This is a genomic window from Pantoea sp. BAV 3049, from assembly GCF_009765445.1.
GTDB lineage: Bacteria > Pseudomonadota > Gammaproteobacteria > Enterobacterales > Enterobacteriaceae > Erwinia.
Window position 1 is genome coordinate 2,565,720 of sequence record NZ_WHOY01000031.1, and the last position, 20,188, is coordinate 2,585,907.

Annotated in this window: 15 protein-coding genes; 12 read left to right on the plus strand and 3 right to left on the minus strand. The window is 53.2% G+C overall.

What is annotated here, in order from left to right; genetic code table 11:
- Positions 1-169 precede the first annotated feature (169 nt).
- Both GSQ70_RS12950 and GSQ70_RS12955 read left to right on the plus strand, forming a co-directional pair.
- Positions 170-3,229, plus strand: a complete 3,060-nt coding sequence (locus GSQ70_RS12950; protein WP_158785304.1) for an FAD-binding and (Fe-S)-binding domain-containing protein — start codon at positions 170-172, stop codon at positions 3,227-3,229.
- The gene (locus GSQ70_RS12955) at positions 3,229-3,660 is read left to right on the plus strand and encodes a hotdog fold thioesterase (protein ID WP_158782923.1); all 432 of its coding nucleotides are present in this window, start codon (positions 3,229-3,231) and stop codon (positions 3,658-3,660) included. The genes GSQ70_RS12950 and GSQ70_RS12955 overlap by 1 nt, the downstream gene beginning before the upstream one ends.
- A gap of 25 nt (positions 3,661-3,685) precedes the next feature.
- Here GSQ70_RS12955 and GSQ70_RS12960 read toward each other — a convergent pair whose 3' ends face one another.
- Entirely contained in the window at positions 3,686-4,090 is a 405-nt protein-coding gene (locus tag GSQ70_RS12960) for a hypothetical protein (RefSeq protein WP_158782924.1), read from the minus strand.
- A gap of 392 nt (positions 4,091-4,482) precedes the next feature.
- Here GSQ70_RS12960 and sufA point away from each other — a divergent pair, with 392 nt between their 5' ends.
- From sufA to GSQ70_RS12995, 7 genes are all read left to right on the plus strand, one after another.
- Positions 4,483-4,857, plus strand: coding sequence for a Fe-S cluster assembly scaffold SufA (sufA, locus tag GSQ70_RS12965; RefSeq protein WP_158782925.1), 375 nt, complete (start codon positions 4,483-4,485; stop codon positions 4,855-4,857).
- A gap of 5 nt (positions 4,858-4,862) precedes the next feature.
- A complete protein-coding gene (gene sufB / locus GSQ70_RS12970) occupies positions 4,863-6,356 on the plus strand; it encodes a Fe-S cluster assembly protein SufB (RefSeq protein WP_158782926.1) in 1,494 nt (497 codons plus the stop codon).
- Positions 6,357-6,408: 52 nt separating this feature from the next.
- Entirely contained in the window at positions 6,409-7,155 is a 747-nt protein-coding gene (gene sufC / locus GSQ70_RS12975; RefSeq protein ID WP_158782927.1) for a Fe-S cluster assembly ATPase SufC, read from the plus strand.
- Complete coding sequence (gene sufD / locus GSQ70_RS12980; RefSeq protein WP_158782928.1) at positions 7,130-8,413, plus strand: Fe-S cluster assembly protein SufD; 1,284 nt, start codon at positions 7,130-7,132, stop codon at positions 8,411-8,413. The genes sufC and sufD overlap by 26 nt, the downstream gene beginning before the upstream one ends.
- Positions 8,410-9,630, plus strand: a complete 1,221-nt coding sequence (gene sufS / locus GSQ70_RS12985; RefSeq protein ID WP_158782929.1) for a cysteine desulfurase SufS — start codon at positions 8,410-8,412, stop codon at positions 9,628-9,630. Before sufD ends, sufS begins: the two co-directional genes overlap by 4 nt.
- A 22-nt stretch (positions 9,631-9,652) precedes the next feature.
- On the plus strand, positions 9,653-10,075 hold the full coding sequence (sufE, locus tag GSQ70_RS12990) for a cysteine desulfuration protein SufE (protein WP_158782930.1): 423 nt from the start codon (positions 9,653-9,655) through the stop codon (positions 10,073-10,075).
- 72 nt (positions 10,076-10,147) lie between these two features.
- Positions 10,148-11,110: a L,D-transpeptidase family protein gene (locus tag GSQ70_RS12995; protein WP_158782931.1), complete on the plus strand. Its 963-nt coding sequence runs from the start codon at positions 10,148-10,150 to the stop codon at positions 11,108-11,110.
- A 57-nt stretch (positions 11,111-11,167) separates the two neighbouring features.
- Here GSQ70_RS12995 and GSQ70_RS13000 read toward each other — a convergent pair whose 3' ends face one another.
- Positions 11,168-11,404, minus strand: coding sequence for a major outer membrane lipoprotein (locus GSQ70_RS13000; RefSeq protein ID WP_016169824.1), 237 nt, complete (start codon positions 11,402-11,404; stop codon positions 11,168-11,170).
- 305 nt (positions 11,405-11,709) lie between these two features.
- Positions 11,710-13,122, minus strand: a complete 1,413-nt coding sequence (pykF, locus tag GSQ70_RS13005; protein WP_158782932.1) for a pyruvate kinase PykF — start codon at positions 13,120-13,122, stop codon at positions 11,710-11,712.
- 506 nt (positions 13,123-13,628) lie between these two features.
- Here pykF and GSQ70_RS13010 point away from each other — a divergent pair.
- From GSQ70_RS13010 to GSQ70_RS13020, 3 genes are all read left to right on the plus strand, one after another.
- The gene (locus GSQ70_RS13010; protein WP_158782933.1) at positions 13,629-15,914 is read left to right on the plus strand and encodes a TonB-dependent siderophore receptor; all 2,286 of its coding nucleotides are present in this window, start codon (positions 13,629-13,631) and stop codon (positions 15,912-15,914) included.
- 74 nt (positions 15,915-15,988) lie between these two features.
- Positions 15,989-19,909, plus strand: coding sequence for a non-ribosomal peptide synthetase (locus tag GSQ70_RS13015; protein WP_158782934.1), 3,921 nt, complete (start codon positions 15,989-15,991; stop codon positions 19,907-19,909).
- A gap of 25 nt (positions 19,910-19,934) precedes the next feature.
- Complete coding sequence (locus GSQ70_RS13020; RefSeq protein WP_158782935.1) at positions 19,935-20,177, plus strand: phosphopantetheine-binding protein; 243 nt, start codon at positions 19,935-19,937, stop codon at positions 20,175-20,177.
- The last annotated feature ends 11 nt before the right edge of the window (positions 20,178-20,188 follow it).

The following is a 20,188-nucleotide window of genomic DNA, read 5'->3' on the forward strand; positions in this document are numbered from 1 at the left end:
GCATTTCTTATGCCTGGCACCCTAAGCATGATGTATTAGACGCATTTTCGACAGAAACGGCACGTTATTCTTTTCACGTGCTTTTTTAAATCGCGGCAGGTCATATAAAAATGTGATAAAACTTTTGCCAAAGAGCATTCGTTATACACAACATTTTGGTCACCCGATAATGATCCCACAGATTTCCCAGGCGCCGGGCCTCGTTCAACTGGTGCTGAATTTTTTGCAGGCGTTGGAGCAGCAGGGTTTCACCGGCGATACCGCTACCAGCTATGCTGACCGTCTTACGATGTCCACCGACAACAGCATTTACCAGCTTCTCCCGGATGCTGTGCTGTTTCCCCGCTCCACCGCCGATGTCACTCTGATTGCCCGGCTGGCGGGTGAAGAGCGTTTTCGCAGTCTGGTGTTTACGCCACGCGGTGGCGGTACCGGCACCAACGGACAGTCGCTGAATCAGGGCATCGTGGTGGATATGTCCCGCCATATGAACCGCATCCTGGAAATTAACGTTGAGCAGGGTTGGGTGAAAGTTGAAGCTGGCGTGATTAAAGATCAGCTCAACGCTTACCTGAAACCGTTCGGCTATTTCTTCTCTCCTGAGCTGTCTACCAGTAACCGCGCCACGCTGGGCGGGATGATCAACACTGACGCTTCCGGGCAGGGCTCGCTGGTCTATGGCAAAACGTCCGATCACGTGATGGGACTGCGTGCCGTGCTGTTGGGTGGCGAAATCCTGGACACGCGCAGTATTCCTGTCACTCTGGCCGAACAGCTCGCCGCAGAGCAGAACAGCGAAGGGAAAATCTACCGTACCGTGCTGGAGCGCTGCCGTGATCGCCGCCAGCTGATCCTCGATAAATTTCCTGAGCTCAACCGCTTCCTGACCGGTTATGATTTGCGCCACGTGATCAGCGACAACCTGCAGCAGGTCGATTTGACCCGCCTGTTGTGTGGAGCAGAAGGAACCCTGGCCTTTATTACGGAAGCTAAACTGGATATCACGCCGATCCCAAAAGTGCGCCGTCTGGTGAACATTAAATACGATTCGTTTGATTCAGCCCTCCGCAGCGCGGCATTTATGGTCGAAGCGAAGGCGTTGTCGGTGGAAACGGTCGATTCCAAAGTCCTTAACCTGGCGCGTGAAGATATTGTCTGGCACTCGGTCAGCGAACTGATCACCGATGTGCCTGACCGCGATATGCTCGGCCTGAACATTGTCGAGTTCGCCGGGAATGATAAGGCGCTGATCGACGGCCAGCTTGAGTCGCTTTGTGAGCGGCTGGAAGGGCTGATGGCAACCCAGCAAGCAGGGGTGATTGGCTATCAGCTGTGTGACGACCTGGGCGGTATAGAGCGTATCTATGCGATGCGCAAAAAGGCGGTGGGCCTGCTGGGCAATGCCAAAGGTCGCGCCAAGCCCATCCCGTTTGTGGAAGATACCTGCGTGCCGCCTCAGCATCTGGCAGACTATATCGTTGAGTTTCGTGCGCTGCTGGACGGGCATAACCTGAGTTACGGTATGTTTGGCCACGTGGATGCCGGAGTGCTGCACGTGCGTCCCGCGCTGGATATGTGCGATCCGCAGCAGGAGATACTGATGAAGCAGATCTCCGATGAGGTGGTTGAGTTGACCGCCCGCTATGGTGGCTTACTGTGGGGCGAACACGGCAAAGGCTTCCGTGCTGAATACAGTCCGGCTTTCTTCGGCGAAGAGCTGTTTAATGATTTGCGCCGGATTAAAGCCGCTTTCGATCCTGCTAACCGGCTCAATCCGGGGAAAATCTGTGCGCCGTTGGGTGTGGATGACCCGATGATGAAAGTGGATGCGGTCAAGCGCGGTACCTGGGATCGCCAGATCCCGGTCAACGTCAGAACCGGCTGGCGCGGGGCGATGGAGTGTAACGGTAACGGCCTGTGCTTTAACTTTGACGTAAAAAGCCCGATGTGCCCGTCGATGAAGATCACCGGCAATCGCATTCATTCACCAAAAGGCCGTGCAACACTGACCCGCGAATGGCTGCGCCTGCTGGCGGAGCAGGGCGTTGATCCGCTTGAGCTGGAAAAGCGCCTGCCGGAAGCGAAGGTCAGCCTGCGCGATATGATCGAGCGCACGCGCAACAGTTGGTACGCAAAGCGCGGCGAGTATGATTTCTCCCATGAAGTGAAAGAGGCCATGTCAGGCTGCCTGGCCTGTAAAGCCTGCTCCACCCAGTGCCCGATCAAAATTGACGTTCCGGGCTTCCGATCGCGCTTCCTGCAGCTGTATCACACCCGCTATCTGCGCCCGGCCAGTGATTATCTGGTTGCCACCGTGGAAAGCTATGCGCCGCTGATGGCCAAAGCGCCCAAATTCTTTAACTTCTTCCTGCGCCAGCCGTTGGTGCGGGACATGAGTCGACAGCATATTGGCATGGTCGACCTGCCTCTGCTTTCTTCACCAAACCTGAAGCAGCAGCTGGCCGGGCAGCGCGCCATCAGCATCACGCTGGAACAGCTGGAAGCGATGACTGCCAGCGATCGCCAGCGCCATGTGCTGGTGGTACAGGATCCGTTCACCAGTTATTACGAGGCGCAGCTGGTCACCGACTTCGTATCGTTGATTGAAAAACTGGGTTATCAACCGGTGGTACTGCCGTTCTCACCTAACGGTAAAGCCCAGCATATCAAAGGATTCCTGCAGCGCTTCGCGCGCACGGCGCAGAAAACGGCTGACTTCCTGAACCGCGTGGCAAAACTGGAGCTGCCGCTGGTGGGGGTCGATCCGGCGCTGGTGCTATGCTACCGCGATGAATATAAGGAAATCCTTGCTGAGAAACGGGGCAATTTCCACGTTCAGCTGGTGCACGAATGGCTACAGCAGGCGTTGCCTGCAGTTGGAGCAGCAGCCAGCAGCCAGAGCGGTGAAGCCTGGTACCTGTTCGGACACTGTACCGAGGTCACCGCATTACCGGCTTCCGGTAAACAGTGGGAAGGCATATTCGCCAGATTTGGCGCAAAACTCGAAAATGTGAGCGTGGGCTGCTGCGGAATGGCCGGAACATATGGTCATGAGGCGAAAAATCTGGATAATTCGCTCGGTATCTATGAGCTCTCCTGGCACCAGGCGCTGCAGAAACTGCCGCGTCAGCGTTGTCTGGCTACCGGTTACTCCTGCCGCAGTCAGGTGAAGCGCATTGAGGGGAACGGGATGCGTCATCCCCTGCAGGCTTTACTGGAGATCATCTGATGGCTATCTGGAAACGGAACAGCACGCTGGAGCAGATAAATCAGCGCAGCCAGGGTACAATGGTCGCGCATGTTGGCATCGTGTTCACCGCGATGGAGCCGGAGAGTCTTCAGGCCACTATGCCGGTGGATGAACGTACCCGTCAGCCATTTGGTCTGCTGCACGGCGGCGCTTCAGCGGTGCTGGCAGAGACGCTGGGATCGATGGCTGGCTACCTGTGTACCGAAGGGGATGACTACATCGTGGGGCTGGAGATTAATGCCAACCACGTCCGATCAGCACGGGAAGGGCAGGTGCGCGGAGTTTGTCGCGCGGTCCATCTGGGGCGTACGCACCAGGTCTGGCAGATCGAGATCTTTGATCGGCATCAGAAGCTCTGCTGTACTTCCCGGTTAACCACGGCGGTGCTGTCGGCGAAGGCAAAAGGCTGACCCTTTAAAACCACCCTGGCTGGCCTCACATGATCCAGGATGCATGCTTAACAAAATCGCTTTGAAGGACGGCAGCTTTGTCCCATTCGCCATTCATGGCTAACTGATGACACAGCCGGGTCAGCGAGTGGCGGGCCAGTTGCCAGGCCTGCATACGGAACAGCCGCTCACGTTCGGCGTTGCCCAACTCCTGCAGCAGACGCTGGTGTAATTTGCCCAGCGCGTGCAGATAACTCTGGTCATCGCCGTTGAGCTGGCAGAGTTCGGCCATATCCAGACAGGTATCGTTGAATCTGCGCAACTGCTCCAGAGTACACTCAGGCCGGTTAAGTTTGGCCTGAGCCATATAGTAATCGACGGTGATATCGCGGACGGAAAATTTGTACTCGTCAATCTTGTGTTGCAGCCAGGCACTCATCGACCGATTCATTCCTTCCCCTATTCGCGTTAATGATAATCATTATCATATTATAACTGGTGTAATATTCAACGCCGCCGCGAAGAAAATTTATCGATTTATGCTGCCTCTTAAATAAATTGGTAATAACGATACGAGGTTGAGGTTGAGAAGTTAAAATATCCATTATTCCCGGTCGCCGCGGAACTGCCGTTATTTACTGGTCACTTTTCAATGTGTTACCATTTCGTTAAATCTCGGCGTGACACAGATCGCTATCCTCTTCAGAGGGTCTAAACTGAATAAAGAGGCCCCAAAAACCCCTGTTGGCGCTAATCCCTGCAAAACAAGAGGTTGAAGAGACTTTCATTATCACTAACATAGGGGTATTAGCCCGCAGGGCTATCGACTCGCGAGGTAATGTTATGCCATCAGCAACGACTGCTTCTTTTTCTCCGGACGACTATGTCTGGAAAGGCCTGACGCTCACTGACAGCGCCGCTAAACAAATTACCACCCTGGCCGCTGGCGATCCCGGTGTGCTGGGGCTAAAGCTGGGCGTGAAAACCTCGGGCTGCGCCGGTTTTGGCTATACCATGGATTTGATTAAAGAGCCTGCTGACGATGATTTGGTCTTTACCCACGAGGGCGCATCGCTGTACGTGCCCCTGCAGGCAATGCCGTTCATCGACGGGACGGAAGTGGATTTCGTTCGTGAAGGCCTGAACCAGATTTTCAAATTTAATAATCCTAAAGCTCAACACGCCTGTGGCTGTGGTGAGAGCTTTGGCGTTGAGTAAAATTTATGTCCCGAAACACTGAAACATCGGACGATGTGCAGGTTTGGGAAGGAAACCATCAGAAGTATAAAGAAGGTTTCTTCACCCAACTGCAGACCGAAGAGTTTGAACATGGCATCAGCGAAGACGTCGTACGCGCGATTTCTGCCAAGCGCAACGAGCCTGAGTGGATGCTGGAATTCCGTCTGAAAGCCTATGCTGCATGGCTGGAAATGGAAGAGCCGCACTGGCTGAAAGCCAACTACAAATCACTGAACTACCAGGACTACAGCTACTATTCAGCACCGTCCTGCGGAAACTGTGACGACAGTTGCGCTTCGGAACCCGGCGCTCAGCAAACGTCTGGTGCTCAGGCCCCAAATTACCTGACTGAAGAAGTGGAAAACGCCTTTAAACAGCTGGGCGTGCCGGTTCGTGAAGGTCAGGAAGTCGCCGTGGATGCTATCTTCGACTCCGTGTCCGTTTCCACCACTTATCGTGGCAAACTGGCAGAGCAGGGGATCATTTTCTGCTCCTTCGGCGAAGCAATACACGACCACCCGGAACTGGTGAAGCAGTATCTGGGCACAGTGGTTCCGGCGAACGACAACTTCTTCGCCGCGCTGAACTCGGCGGTGGCCTCTGACGGCACCTTCGTTTACATCCCGAAAGGCGTGCGTTGCCCGATGGAGCTGTCGACCTATTTCCGTATCAATGCGGCGAAGACCGGCCAGTTCGAACGTACCATCCTTATCGCCGATGAAGGCAGCTACGTCAGCTACATCGAAGGGTGCTCCGCGCCGGTTCGTGACAGCTATCAGCTCCACGCTGCGGTGGTGGAAGTTATCATCCACAAAGACGCTGAAGTAAAATACTCCACCGTGCAGAACTGGTTCTCCGGCGGCGAATCTGAAGGCGGCATCCTCAACTTCGTGACCAAGCGTGCGCTGTGCGAAGGTGAGAACAGCAAAATGTCCTGGACGCAGTCTGAAACCGGCTCGGCGATCACCTGGAAATACCCAAGTGTGATCCTGCGCGGCGACAACTCCATCGGTGAATTCTTCTCCGTGGCGCTGACCAGTGGTCATCAGCAGGCCGATACCGGCACCAAGATGATCCACATTGGCAAAAACACCAAATCCACCATCATCTCCAAAGGGATCTCGGCCGGTAAAAGCCAGAATACCTACCGTGGGCTGGTGAAGATTATGCCAACCGCCACCAATGCCCGTAACTTCACCCAGTGTGACTCGATGCTGATTGGTGCCGAGTGCGGTGCGCACACCTTCCCGTATGTGGAAGCGCGCAACAACACCGCGCAACTGGAGCACGAAGCTACCACCTCGCGAATCGGCGAAGATCAGTTGTTCTACTGCCTGCAGCGTGGGATCAGTGAAGATGACGCGATTTCAATGATTGTGAACGGCTTCTGTAAAGACGTCTTCTCCGAGCTGCCGCTGGAGTTTGCGGTTGAAGCTCAGAAATTGCTGGCGATCAGCCTCGAACACAGCGTGGGTTAATCCCCGATTACGATCATTGCGACATGCCGCAGAGTATTGTTCAGGAAACACTATGTTAAGTATCAAAGATTTACAGGTAAGTATCGAAGATAAAGAGATCCTGCGCGGGCTGGACCTTGAGGTCAAACCGGGTGAAGTTCACGCCATTATGGGACCGAATGGCTCCGGGAAGAGTACCCTGTCTGCCACGCTGGCAGGCCGTGAAGAGTACGAGATCACCGGTGGTTCGGTGAACTTTAAAGGCAAGGACCTGCTGGAACTGTCGCCGGAAGATCGCGCCGGTGAAGGGATCTTTATGGCCTTCCAGTACCCGGTTGAAATTCCGGGCGTCAGCAATCAGTTCTTCCTGCAAACAGCCGTTAACTCGGTGCGTAAATACCGTGAGCAGGAAGCACTTGATCGCTTCGACTTCCAGGACTTTATCGAAGATAAAATTCACCTGCTGAAAATGCCTGAAGATCTGCTGACCCGTTCGGTCAACGTGGGCTTCTCCGGCGGTGAGAAAAAACGTAACGACATCCTGCAGATGGCGGCGCTGGAGCCTGAACTCTGCATTCTTGATGAAACTGACTCCGGTCTGGACATCGATGCGCTGAAAATCGTGGCTAACGGCGTCAACACGCTGCGCGATGGCAAACGCTCATTCATTATCGTCACGCACTACCAGCGTATTCTGGACTACATCAAGCCAGACTTCGTCCACGTGTTATATCAGGGCAAAATCGTGAAGTCCGGCGACTTTACGCTGGTGAAACAACTGGAGGAGCAAGGCTATGGCTGGCTTACCGACCAGGAGTAACGATAACGCGCTGCAGCAGTGGCATCATCTGTTTGAAAGCCACGGTGAGCACCGCTCACTGCAGGCGCAGCAGCACTGGCAGCAGGTTCTGCGTCTGGGTCTGCCGACCCGCAAGCACGAGAACTGGAAATATACCCCGCTGGAAGGGCTGTTGGCACATAACTTCGTGCTGCCAACCGCACCGGATCTGACGTCTGCTGACGTTGCTGCTATGGCGCTGGATGTTGATGCGGTGAAAATGGTATTTGTCGATGGCCGCTTCAATGCGGAACTGAGCGATAAAGCCTTTGATCTGTTTGATGTTCAGGTGTCCCAGGCGGCGGAACGCCGTGAGCTGAGTGCACCGGTCCAGCCGGAAGTCTTTCTGCATCTGACCGAAAGCCTGGCAGAAGAGGTGACCACCATTCATCTGCCGCGCGGTAAGTCAGCCGCCCGTGCGCTCTACATGCTGCATATCAGCAGCGGCAGCGCGCAGGAGAAGATGAACACCTCTCATTATCGCCACCATCTGCAGCTGGACGACGGCGCAGAAGCTACGGTAATTGAACATTATGTCAGCCTGAACGAAGCCACGCATTTCACCGGCGCGCGCTTTACCGTCAGCGTGGGTAACAACGCTCAGCTGACGCATTACAATCTGGCCTTCGAGCACAGCAGCAGCTACCACTTCTCACACAACGATATGGTAATTGGACGTGATGCTCGTGTGCAGAGCCACAACTTCCTGCTGGGCAGCGGCCTGGCCCGCCATAACACCAGCGTGCAGCTGAATGGTGAAGGTTCAGAGCTGGGTATCAACAGCCTGATGCTGCCAGTGGAAAAAGAAGTTTGTGACAGCCGGACCTATCTGGAGCACAACAAGGGCCACTGTCTGAGCCGCCAGATGCATAAAACCATCGTGCGTGATAAAGCCCGCGCGGTATTTAACGGTCATATTAAAGTAGCCAGGTACGCGCTGAAAACTGATGGGCAGATGACCAACAACAACCTGCTGTTGGGACGCCTGGCGGAAGTGGACACCAAACCACAGCTGGAAATCTACGCCGACGACGTGAAGTGCAGCCACGGTGCGACCATTGGCCGTATCGATGACGAGCAGATGTTCTATCTGCGCGCCCGCGGTATCAGCGATGAGTCTGCCCAGCGCATGATCATCTTTGCCTTTGCCGCCGAACTGACCGAAGCGATCACGGATGAAGTGCTGAAGGAAGCGGTGATGCAGCGTATCGCTCAGCGTTTCCCCGGAGGCATTAAATGAGTTTTGACCTGACGCGCGTCAGGGCTGATTTCCCGGTTCTTGCGCGAGAAGTAAATGGCCAGCCGCTGGCCTATCTCGACAGCGCGGCCAGCGCCCAGAAGCCGCAGGTAGTGATCGATGCGGAGAGCCATTTTTATCAGCATGGCTACGCGGCGGTGCACCGGGGTATTCATACCCTGAGTGCTGAAGCGACGACGGAAATGGAAAACGTCCGTGAGCAGGCCGCCCGTTTCCTTAACGCGGCTTCACCGGAAGAGATTGTTTTCGTCAAAGGCACCACTGAGGCGATCAACCTGGTCGCCAGCAGCTGGGGTGGCAGCCAGTTGAAGCCGGGCGACAATATCCTGATCACAGCGATGGAGCACCATGCCAACATCGTGCCGTGGCAGATGGTTGCCCAGCGCACCGGCGCCGAAGTGCGGTTTATCCCGCTGTCGGAAACCGGTGAGCTGGATCTTTCTGCACTGCCTTCGCTTATCGACAGCCGCACCCGCATGCTGGCGGTGACTCAGGTTTCCAACGTGTTGGGCACCGTGAACCCGGTGAAAGAGCTGGTGGCGCGGGCTAAGGCCGCTGGGGTAGCTACGCTGATCGATGGTGCTCAGGCTGTAATGCACGGGCAGATCGATGTGCAGGATATCGGTTGTGATTTTTACGCCTTCTCCGGGCATAAGATTTACGGTCCTTCCGGGATCGGCATCCTGTATGGCCGCAAAGCCATGCTCGATCAGATGCCACCGTGGGAAGGCGGTGGTTCGATGATTGCCACTGTGTCGCTGACGGAAGGCACTACCTATGCTGCAGCGCCGTGGCGCTTTGAAGCGGGTTCTCCCAATACCGGTGGCATTATTGGTCTGGGTGCGGCGCTGAGCTATGTCAGCGAGATTGGGCTGGAGGCGATCCACCAGCGTGAACAGGCGCTGATGCGTTACGCCATGGATAAACTCTCTTCCGTGCCGGACCTGAAGATCTATGGTCCTCAGGAACGGGCAGGGGTGATAGCCTTTAACCTCGGCCAGCATCATGCTTATGATGTCGGCAGTTTCCTCGACCAGTACGGGATTGCCATTCGTACCGGCCACCACTGCGCGATGCCGCTGATGCACCATTACGGCGTCCCGGCGATGTGCCGTGCCTCCTTTGTTCTGTATAATAGCGAAGAAGAGGCCGATCGCCTGGCGGCTGGCCTGACACGTATACACCGCCTGCTGGGGTAAACCCGGCAGCAAGGGAGGAAGAATGGCAACCCTGCCAGACAAAGAAAAACTGGTGCGCAACTTTACACGTTGCGCTAACTGGGAAGAGAAGTATCTGTATGTGATTGAACTGGGCGCGCTGCTGCCAGAATTGTCCGAATCATTACATCAGCCGGAAAACACCATTTCAGGCTGCCAGAGCCAGGTGTGGATCCTGATGGATACCGATGATAATGGTCGTGTGGTTCTGCGTGGTGACAGCGATGCCGCTATTGTTAAGGGCCTGATTGCCGTAGTGTTTATTCTGTATCAGCAGATGACTCCGGCAGAAATTCTGGCCTTTGATGTCCGTCCGTGGTTTGCCCAGTTGGCCCTGACCCAGCATCTGACGCCGTCCCGTTCTCAGGGGCTGGAAGCGATGATCCGTGCCATCCGTCACAAAGCACAGGCCCTTTCCGCGGGCTGACTTGCTACACTTCTCGACAGGCTTCCCGCCTCGCTGGTGGGAAGTTTTCTTATCCTGACACGAGAAATAAGCATGAAACCATTGTCCCAATTTGCCTCTCTGTTACTGATTACCCTCTCTTTTGCGCACACTGCCCGCGCTACAGAATATCCTCTGCCGCCAGGCAACAGCCGCCTGATTGGTGAGAACAGTACTTATACTGTGCCCAATGATGGCCGGTCGCTGGAAAAGGTGGCGGCGGAATACAAGATCGGGCTGCTGGGCATGCTGGAAGCGAATCCCGGTACCGATCCGTGGCTGCCAAAAGCGGGTTCGCAACTGACCATCCCCACCCAGATGCTGCTGCCGGATACCAAAAGAGAGGGGATTGTGGTGAACGTGGCAGAGCTGCGTCTCTATTACTATCCGAAAGGCGCGAACAAAGTGATCGTCTACCCGATAGGCATTGGTCAGCTCGGCGCGAATACGCCAGCGATGGTCACCAGCATCAGCCAGAAAATCCCTAATCCGACCTGGACACCCACGCCTAACATTCGCAAGCGCTATGCTGCGGAAGGGAAAAAGCTGCCGGTAACCGTGCCTGCCGGACCGGACAATCCTATGGGGCTTTATGCGATGCGCCTGGCTTACGGCCAGGGACACTATCTGATCCATGGCACGAATGCTGATTTCGGCATCGGAATGCGCGTCAGCTCCGGCTGTATTCGCCTGCGGCCTGATGATATAGAGGCGCTGTTTAGCAGCGTACCGAAGGGCACTCGCGTGCAGATTATCAACCAGCCAGTCAAATATGCCGTGGAGCCGGATGGGAAACGCTACATGGAGGTGCATCAGCCGCTCTCACACAACGATAAAGACGACCCGCAGACCATGCCAATAACTTTGACTACCCACGCTAAAAAGTTCGTTAAAAGCGATGACAGCGACACTGCGGTGATAAAGGAAGCGATTGCACGCCGTTCGGGCATGCCGGTGCTGGTGAATTCGGGTGAGAAGATCGATGACAGTCAGGGGATGCCTGCCATCCTGCAGTGATAAATTCAGGACAAAAAAAATGGCGCACAGTGTGCGCCATTTTTATTACCAGAACTCTTACTTACGGTAAGAGTGAGCCTGGTTGTCCAGACGCTGGTTAGCACGAGCTGCGTCATCTTTAGCAGCCTGAACGTCAGAACGGATTGCGTTCACGTCGTTGCTCAGCTGATCAACTTTCGCGTTCAGAGTCTGAACGTCGGTAGACAGCTGGTCGATTTTAGCGTTGCTTGAGCAACCAGCCAGCAGAGTTGAACCAAGGATTACCGCGCCCAGTACCAGTTTAGTACGATTCATTATTTATACCCTCTAGATTGAGTTAATCTCCATGTAGCGTTACAAGTATTACACAAAGTTTTTTCTAATGAGAATAAATTTTTAGTGAGAACGTGCTTAAATTTGATCGTTCGCTCAAAGAAGCACCGTCTTTCCAGATTGGTGTAAAAAATTTAGCGAAAACAGGCGACTTTAATCGGAACCACCCACACTTATTGCCGAGTTGAATAGTTTATTTCGATTGGAAGTTTTAAGAAAAGTCTTTATTGAAGTTGTAAAAAAAGCGCCACTCAGGGCGCTTTATCAATGCGAGGCGTAATCTTCGATTACAGCACGTGTACAGAGGCAGTATTCGTGGTTCCACTTGGTACCAGCGCACCAGAAACCATCACCACCACGTCACCACGCTGACCGTAGCCGCTGGCAACCGCTGCTTCCTTTCCAATACGGTAGAAATCATCGGTAGAGGCAATCTCTTTCACCACTGAAGTGATGATGCCTTTGCTGAGGATCAACTGACGGGCAGTCTGCTCGTTGGTGGTCAGTGCCAGAATCGTCGCGTTAGGGAAGTACTTACGCACGGATTTCGCTGACTTGCCGCCTTCGGTCGCGACAACAATCAGTGGCGCTTCCAGATTCTCGGCAGTTTCAACAGCGCCACGGCATACTGCTTCGGTAATGCGCATTTTGCGATTGTCATGCTGAGAATCAATGCGGCTCTTCATCACGCGATCGGTACGTTCGCAGATGGTGGCCATGATGGTCACAGACTCCAGCGGATATTTCCCTTTTGCACTTTCACCGGACAGCATAACTGCATCGGTACCGTCGAGGATGGCGTTAGCTACGTCACCAGCTTCAGCACGGGTAGGGCGCGGGTTCTTGATCATGGAATCGAGCATCTGGGTGGCGGTGATCACCACTTTACGCGCACGGTTACATTTTTTGATCATCATCTTCTGAGCGAAGATCACTTCCTCAACCGGAATTTCCACGCCGAGGTCACCACGAGCCACCATGATGCCGTCAGAAGCGTCAAGGATTTCGTCGAAGTTGTTCAGGCCTTCCTGGTTCTCAATTTTAGAGATGATCTGGATATGCTCACCGCCATGCTGCTTCAGGTGCTCGCGAATTTCCAGCACGTCAGAACGCTTACGGATAAAGGAAGCGGCAACAAAATCCACACCCTGCTCGCAACCGAAGATCAGATCGCGTTTGTCTTTCTCTGCCAGCGCAGGCAGCTGGATTGAAACGCCCGGCAGGTTAACGCCTTTGTTTTCGCCCAGGTCGCCATTGTTCAGCACTTTACACACCACGGTGTTTTCGGTGACTTCAGTGACTTCCATCCCAATCAGACCATCGTCCACCAGTACGGTGTTACCGATTTTCAGGTCAGAAGCAAAACCAGGGTAGGTTACCGCCACGCGCTCGGTGTTGCCGATCACTGACTGGTCAGTAGTGAAGGTGAAGGTCTGGCCAGCTTTAAGTGCAGCATCAGCACCGCCTTCCAGCTTCATGGTACGGATTTCAGGACCTTTGGTGTCCAGCAGAATCGCGGCCTGGTGACCGGTTTTGCTCATCACCGCGCGCAGGTTCGAAATACGTTTACCGTGCTCTTCGTAATCACCGTGTGAGAAGTTAAGACGCATGACGTTCATGCCCGCGTCCAGCAGATTGGTCAGCATTTCTTCCGATTCGGTTTTTGGACCGATAGTACAAACAATCTTGGTCTTTTTCATGACGAGTTATCTGTTAAGTTGTGATGGATGAGAGAAGCGTGAATCCGGGGCCTGGTGTTTCGCGCCGGTGAAGAATTTTTGCCTGAATGGCGAACTGCGATACAGAATAAAGAATAGGTGACAGTAGAAAAGCGTGCAGAGGAAGTTGTAACGCGGTTTCAACGCGAGCGCAAAACTCAGTTGCGCAACAAGTTATCGTTTTTGCTAAAGGGTCAACCATACGCTGAAACCATTCAAGTGAAACAACGTTCCGTATTATAGTCTCTAAGTGCGCGAAAACCAATTAAAAAGCTCAGCTGAAGCCGAAAGGTTGCGTCAGATCAGGTTGTTGCGCAAAATAAAATCTGAGAAGCCACTCACATTACTGCCTCTTGCCACCACTAAATCCCTCTGTTGTTGATCTGCATCAAGGTTTTGCCTCCTGAGCTGGTATTGACTTAAATCGAATTGATAATCATTATCAAATAGTGAATTATCTGGATCAGTCAGAAACTCAGGGCAGAAAAATGACAGGGAAATGGAAAGTTTCGCGCTATTTCGCAGTAACGCTGTGTGGATTAAGTGTTTCTTTGCTTTCAACCACCACCGGGGCAGAGACGGTAGAGGAAACCGTGGCGGTGCGGGGTGCTGAAAAATCGGAAAAACAGACTGTAAAGGATGATGAGAATGACACGCTTATCGTCACGGCAATGGAGCAGGTGAGGCAGGCTCCTGGTGTTTCAGTGATCACCGCAGAAGATATCAGGAAGCATCCACCAGCAAACGATCTGGCGGATTTAATACGAACTATGCCTGGAGTGAATCTCACCGGAAACTCTAACAGTGGTTCCAGAGGCAATAACCGTCAGATCGATCTGCGGGGAATGGGGCCGGAAAATACGCTTATCCTGGTCGATGGTAAGCCAATATCGAGCCGCTCTGCCGTTCGCTACGGCTGGCGTGGAGAACGGGATACCCGTGGAGACACCAATTGGGTACCCGCTGAGATGATCGAGCGAATTGAAGTATTGCGCGGTCCTGCGGCGGCACTCTACGGGAATGGTGCTGCAGGCGGCGTGATAAATATTATTACCAGACAACCTACAGATGAACTGCACGGCAGCCTGAATGCTTACATGAACTTCCCCGAGCATAAATCCGAAGGCGCGACAAAACGAACAGATTTCAGCCTGATGGGCGGGCTGACGGATAATCTGAGTTTTCGTCTGTATGGCAATATCAATAAAACGCAGGCGGATGCAGTGGATATTAATGCAGGGCATCAGCTCAGCCCACTGGCCACCAATATTCCTGCCGGGCGGGAAGGTGTGCGCAACAAGGACATCAACAGCCTGCTGCGTTGGACATTTATGCCCCATCAGACGCTGGAGTTGGAGGCGGGGTTCAGTCGTCAGGGGAATATCTATGCCGGTGATACGGAAAACAATAACAGTAGCATTGATTCCATTTCTAAATATGGTCAGGAAACCAACCGGATGTATCGGCATAACTATACGCTGACGCATCGGGGATATTGGGAGAGCGGGCTCAATGTTTTATCCTGGCTGCAATATGAAAACACCCATAATACACGTATCTCTGAAGCCCTGGCTGGTGGGCCTGCTGGCCGTCCACAGGGCGATAATTTTACCACCATCACGCTCGATGCTTTTACCGGGCATAGCGAAATTAATATTCCCTTCAACGTTGGGTTTGATCAGACCGCTACCCTGGGGATGGAGTGGTCTGGTCAGAAAATGACGGATCCTTCCTCGACAAAACAAAGCCAGCAGGGCGGAGCGATCCCGGGATATCCCACTGGTCAACGAAGTGAGAGTATGTCGGCTCAAATTGCCTCTGTTTTCGCCGAGGATAATGTCGAAGTCACCAGCAGTATGATGGTCACCCCCGGGTTACGGTTCAATCATCACAGCCAGGCAGGGAATAACTGGAGCCCATCACTCAATGTTTCGCAAGAGATGGGTGACGACTTCACCCTGAAGCTGGGGATCGCCCGGGCTTATAAAGCCCCAAACCTTTATCAGTTGAATCCGGATTATCTTCTCTACAGCCGGGGAAATGGCTGCAGCGTGGCGGGAACGAATGGCTGTTATCTGATGGGGAACAAAAATTTAAAAGCGGAAACCAGCATCAATAAAGAGATCGGTGTTGAGTTTCACCGTGATGATTTTCAGGCGGGTGTAACCTGGTTTCGCAATGATTACCGCAATAAAATTGAATCCGGTACGCATGCCGTAGGGTCAACTTCCACGCTGAACTCAAGGATCCTTCAATGGGAAAACGTGGATAAATCACTGGTAGAGGGACTGGAAGGAACACTGAATTTTCCCGTTAGCGATAAAATCAAATGGAACAATAACCTCACCTGGATGCTGAAGTCTGAAAATAAAACGTCCGGAGACTATTTATCCATTACGCCTCAGTTCACGTTGAACTCTTCAGTCAGCTTGCAGGCGACAGAGGACCTTTCATTACAGGCTGAGATGGCCTGGTACGGCCGCCAGAAGCCAAAAAAATATAATTATAAGGGTGAACCCACTTCGGGCGTGGACAGACATGAAGTTTCGCCTTATGCGGTGATAGGGCTGAGCGGAACCTACGACATCAATAAATATGCCAGCATGACCGTTGGGGTGGATAACCTCTTTGATAAAAGACAGTTCAGAGCGGGTAGCGCCCAGTCGGTATCGAATACGTCAGGGGGCGTGACCAGCACGGTATATGGCGCAGGCGCTGCGACCTATAACGAGCCAGGCAGAACTTATTATGTCAGCCTGAATACCCATTTCTGAAGAGAGAGTTCGGTTTATTTCTCCGCCAATCACCAGGCAACTTTTTGTAATCGATAACGATAAGGAGTCAGTACATGGCGTTAAGTCATAACAGGAAGTTGCCGCTTACCGAAGGGCAAAAAGAAATCTGGATCGCGCAGCAGGTCATTGAATTCAGCCCTCGATATAACACGGCGGAGTGCGTCAGGATCAAAGGGGAAATCTCTGCGGACTGCTTTGAAAAAGCGGTGAACCAGGTCATGAAGCAGATTGAAGCGCTTAATTGTCAGTACGAATTACAGAACGGTGAACTGCTGCAAATACTGTCTGACAGGGAGAGGATCAATTATCAATTCCTGGACTTTACTGAGGATAAAAACCCTGAACACAGCCTTCAGCGCTGGATAAAACATGACATCAAACAGCCCGTTAATTTGCAAAAAGGATCGTTATACTGCGTAGCCTTAATTCAGCTGGCTACTCAGGAATATCGCTGGTATCAGCGTACACACCATATCGCGCTGGATGGATACGGTGTGGCCATGGTACTGCGTGAGATTTCCATGACCTATTCCCTGATGATGCAGGGTAAAAATACCGCGGTGCCTGCGTTTACCGGGCTGGACTATCTGGTCAAAAAAGAGCAGAAGTACAAAGAATCTCCCCAATTTAAGCAGGACGAGCGTTTCTGGCAGGATTATTGTCAACAGCTGGATTCGCCGCCTCGCCTCAGTCCTGTTTGTGGTGAAGTGAATGATACCGTGAACCGCAACGTAGCGATCCTCCCTGCCGGGCAATTTGTCAGAATGAAAGTGCTGGCAGAAGAGGCGGGGGTTTGCTGGGTTGACGTCTGGCTGGCGGTTTTTGCCAGTTATCTGTCATGGAAAACGCAGAAGAGCGGCATTGTGCTGGGACTGCCTTTCATGAATCGTAACGAAGGCGCGTTATTTAAATTACCGGGGATGATGGTCAACATCCTGCCATTAAGTCTGCCCGTATTGCCTGATGATGACCTTTTATCATTGGCGCGGAAAGCTCGTCAGGAAATTGATAAAATCAAGCCGCACAGTCAGTTTCGCGGCATGCAGCTGCTGCGTCTGAGAGCTGATGACGAACCGCTTTTTGGGCCGGTAGTGAATGTTCTGCCCTTTTATGACGAGCTGGATCTGCACGGTGTGGCTGGAGTGGTTGAAAATGTTTATGGCGGCCCGGTGGATGACTGCGCGCTTCGTGTCGTTCCTGCCAGCCACGCTGATGACAGCGATTTGCATATTCATATCGATGCCAACCCCGCCAGCTACCAGCCTGAGGAGTTACAGGCCATCAGTGCAGAGCTGACGGACTGGTGCGCGTTTTGCCTGACGCATCCAAAGGCCAGTATGAGCAGCCTCGCTCAGCACTCATGGTTTAAGTTAGCTGATCACGTTATAAAAAGCAGCGAACCGGGGAATTTTGTCTGGCAGGATGTTATCTCCCGCATCCGACGACAGGCTACGCTCACGCCGCAAGCTATTGCGCTGGAGTCGGATAACGCCAGCCTGAGCTATTCGCAGCTGGTCAGCAGGTTTGACAGTATTGCTCTTGAGCTCACCGGATATGGCGTTCAGCCGGAAAAAGTCGTGGCAGTCTGCCTGCCCGACAGAACCGAGACGATTATGATCATGTTGGGTATCCTGGCCGCCGGAGCGAGCTGTTTCGTACTGGATACCTCATTTCCAGACGACCGGCTGGCGCAGGCAATGACCGAGTGTAAGGCGTGCTATGTCGTCGTCACCGGATCTGAAGACGAACGCTGCGCACTGGGTGTTGAGCCTCTGTTTGCCCCGGTATTGCTGGGCAGTCTTCCGCAACCGGGCGTTAAACCGCGAGCTATTCAACCAGAGATGACCAGCTTTATCATTTTCACTTCCGGTTCAACGGGCAAGCCAAAAGGGGTGGCTATTCCTCATCAGGCGCTCAGCTGGTTTGTGGAGGCGGCTGGCAAGGCTTACAACATTCAGGCTGAAGACAAAGTCCTGCAGTTTTCAGCCTTAACGTTTGATGCATGCCTGGAAGAGATATTCATTCCTCTTTGTCGGGGAGCCTGCGTTGTCCCGCGAACGGAAGAGATGGGCGGTTCGCTTGATGCCTTTCTCACTTTCATCACTAAACATGCTATTACCATACTGGATTTGCCGACGACGTTCTGGCACACCCTCACACTTTCACTGAGCGAACAACCGGTGGCCTGGCCGTCTGCGGTGAAGACCCTGATTGTTGGCGGTGAAGCCCTTTCTCAGCAGCGCTTATCACAGTGGAAAGCATTGATGGGCGAGCGTGTCCGCTTGATCAATACCTATGGCCCAACGGAAGGGACAATTGTTTTTACCTGGAAAGTACTGGCTGGCGAAGGGTTTGATCCGGAGACATCGGATCTGCGCTCGATTGGATTACCGCTTGCAGGGCTTAGCTGCCTGATCCTTGATGATGCGCAGCGCCCGGTCAGGCAGGGAAGCGCAGGGGAACTCTATCTTGCCGGACCGACACTTTCCAGCGGCTACATTAACAGTGCTGAGATGACACAGGAAAGTTTTGTCAGGCTGGCGTTGGGTGAGGAAACCCTGCGAGCTTATAAAACGGGTGACAGGGTAAGGCAGAACCTCCAGGGGGAAATTGTTTATATCGGGCGCATTGATCGCCAGGTGAAATTCCGCGGCTATCGTGTCGATCTCAATGAAATTCGCGATTGCAGTCAGGCGGTCCCAGGGGTGAAAGAAACCCGCGCGGTCATGTGGCCTGAAGGGAATGGACGCCTGATGCTTTATGTTCAGCTGGAGGCGGGTTCAGGGACGTCAGTCCGGCATGTCGGGGCGTACTTACAGCAGCGACTCCCGCAATATATGCTGCCAAACCAGATCGTTATTCTGGATGAGTTCCCGCTGACTCCCAGCGGAAAAATCGACGAAAAACGCCTGCCGAAATCAGAAGCCAGTCACGACAGCTCTGCCTGCCAGGCTGAAAGAACGGATTTTGAGAGGCTGGTTGCAGAGACATGGCAAAAAGAACTTTCACTGCAGAGCGTCGGAGTTCATCAGGACTTCTACGCACTGGGCGGCAGCTCACTGAATTTATTTTCCGTGCATGCGCGTCTGGTCAGTCAGGGATTATCCATAGCCCCCCGGCTGCTACTTGAAAACCGGACGATACATCAGTTATATCAGGCCTGGCTGCAGGCGGGTACAGACGTTCAGCACGCCTTGCCGGAGCTGGAACTGGTGGTGAAGCTGCAAAACAACCAGCGCAGTCGAAAACTTTGGGCCTTCCATCCCTGGACCGGCCACGTTGACTGTTACAGGTTGCTGGCGGAAAAGGTCAGTCAGTATTTCGACCTGTGGGCGTTTCAGGCTCCCTTTGTAACAGGAGACGCAACGGAATACCGGACCCTTCACGATCTGGCAAAGCTCTATACCCGCGCAATCCGTCACGAACAGGAGGAGGGGCCATATTATCTGACAGGTTATTCGCTGGGCGGCAATATAGCTTATCTGGTCGCCAGGTTACTTAGTGATCAGGGGCTGGAGGTCAGCTATCTGGGAATGCTGGACTGCCGCCCTCCACAGCACGTTGCAAAAATGGCGAATCCACTGCATACGATGGTGAGAGAGAGGTTCGGCAGTGAATATCTTGGCAAGATAAGCGCACTGGATGAGGAGGAGCAACTGGAGGCTGTTGCCTCTGAACTTATGCAGAAAGGCCCCCTGCGGTTGATGACGAAGAAACAGTTACTGCCCGCGTTGCGGTTCAGCTTCAACCGGGGATCCGATCATCAGCCCGAACTCCAGCCGCTTTCCATTTCCGGACAGGTCTATTACTACGGTTTTTCTGCTCCGGGTGATGAGTGGCGGGAATTGATCCCTGAAAGACTGCATTGCCATCAATTTGAGGGGGATCACGATCTGCTGATGAATGAACTGAGCCGCTCTGGTGCCATGAAAACTCTGTTAGAGGACTTGTTGCGGTCATCTCCGTCAGCTTAATCCCATTAACTTAAGGACAGCGATAATGAATATGCATACCGGACTTCCTGCTTTCACGGCGGATGAACTGAAAGGGTTCCTCACTGAAAAACTCGATATGTCAGACGGCCCCTTTGGGGATCATGAAAACTTGTTCGACTATGGTCTGAATTCCGTTGACCTGATGGCCCTGGTTGCCCAGCTGAATTCGCGGGGAATAAAGGTGGGTTTCATTGAGATGGCTAAAGATGCCACCTTTTCCGCCTGGGTCGGGCGACTGGGTCTCTGAAAAAGCGTTTA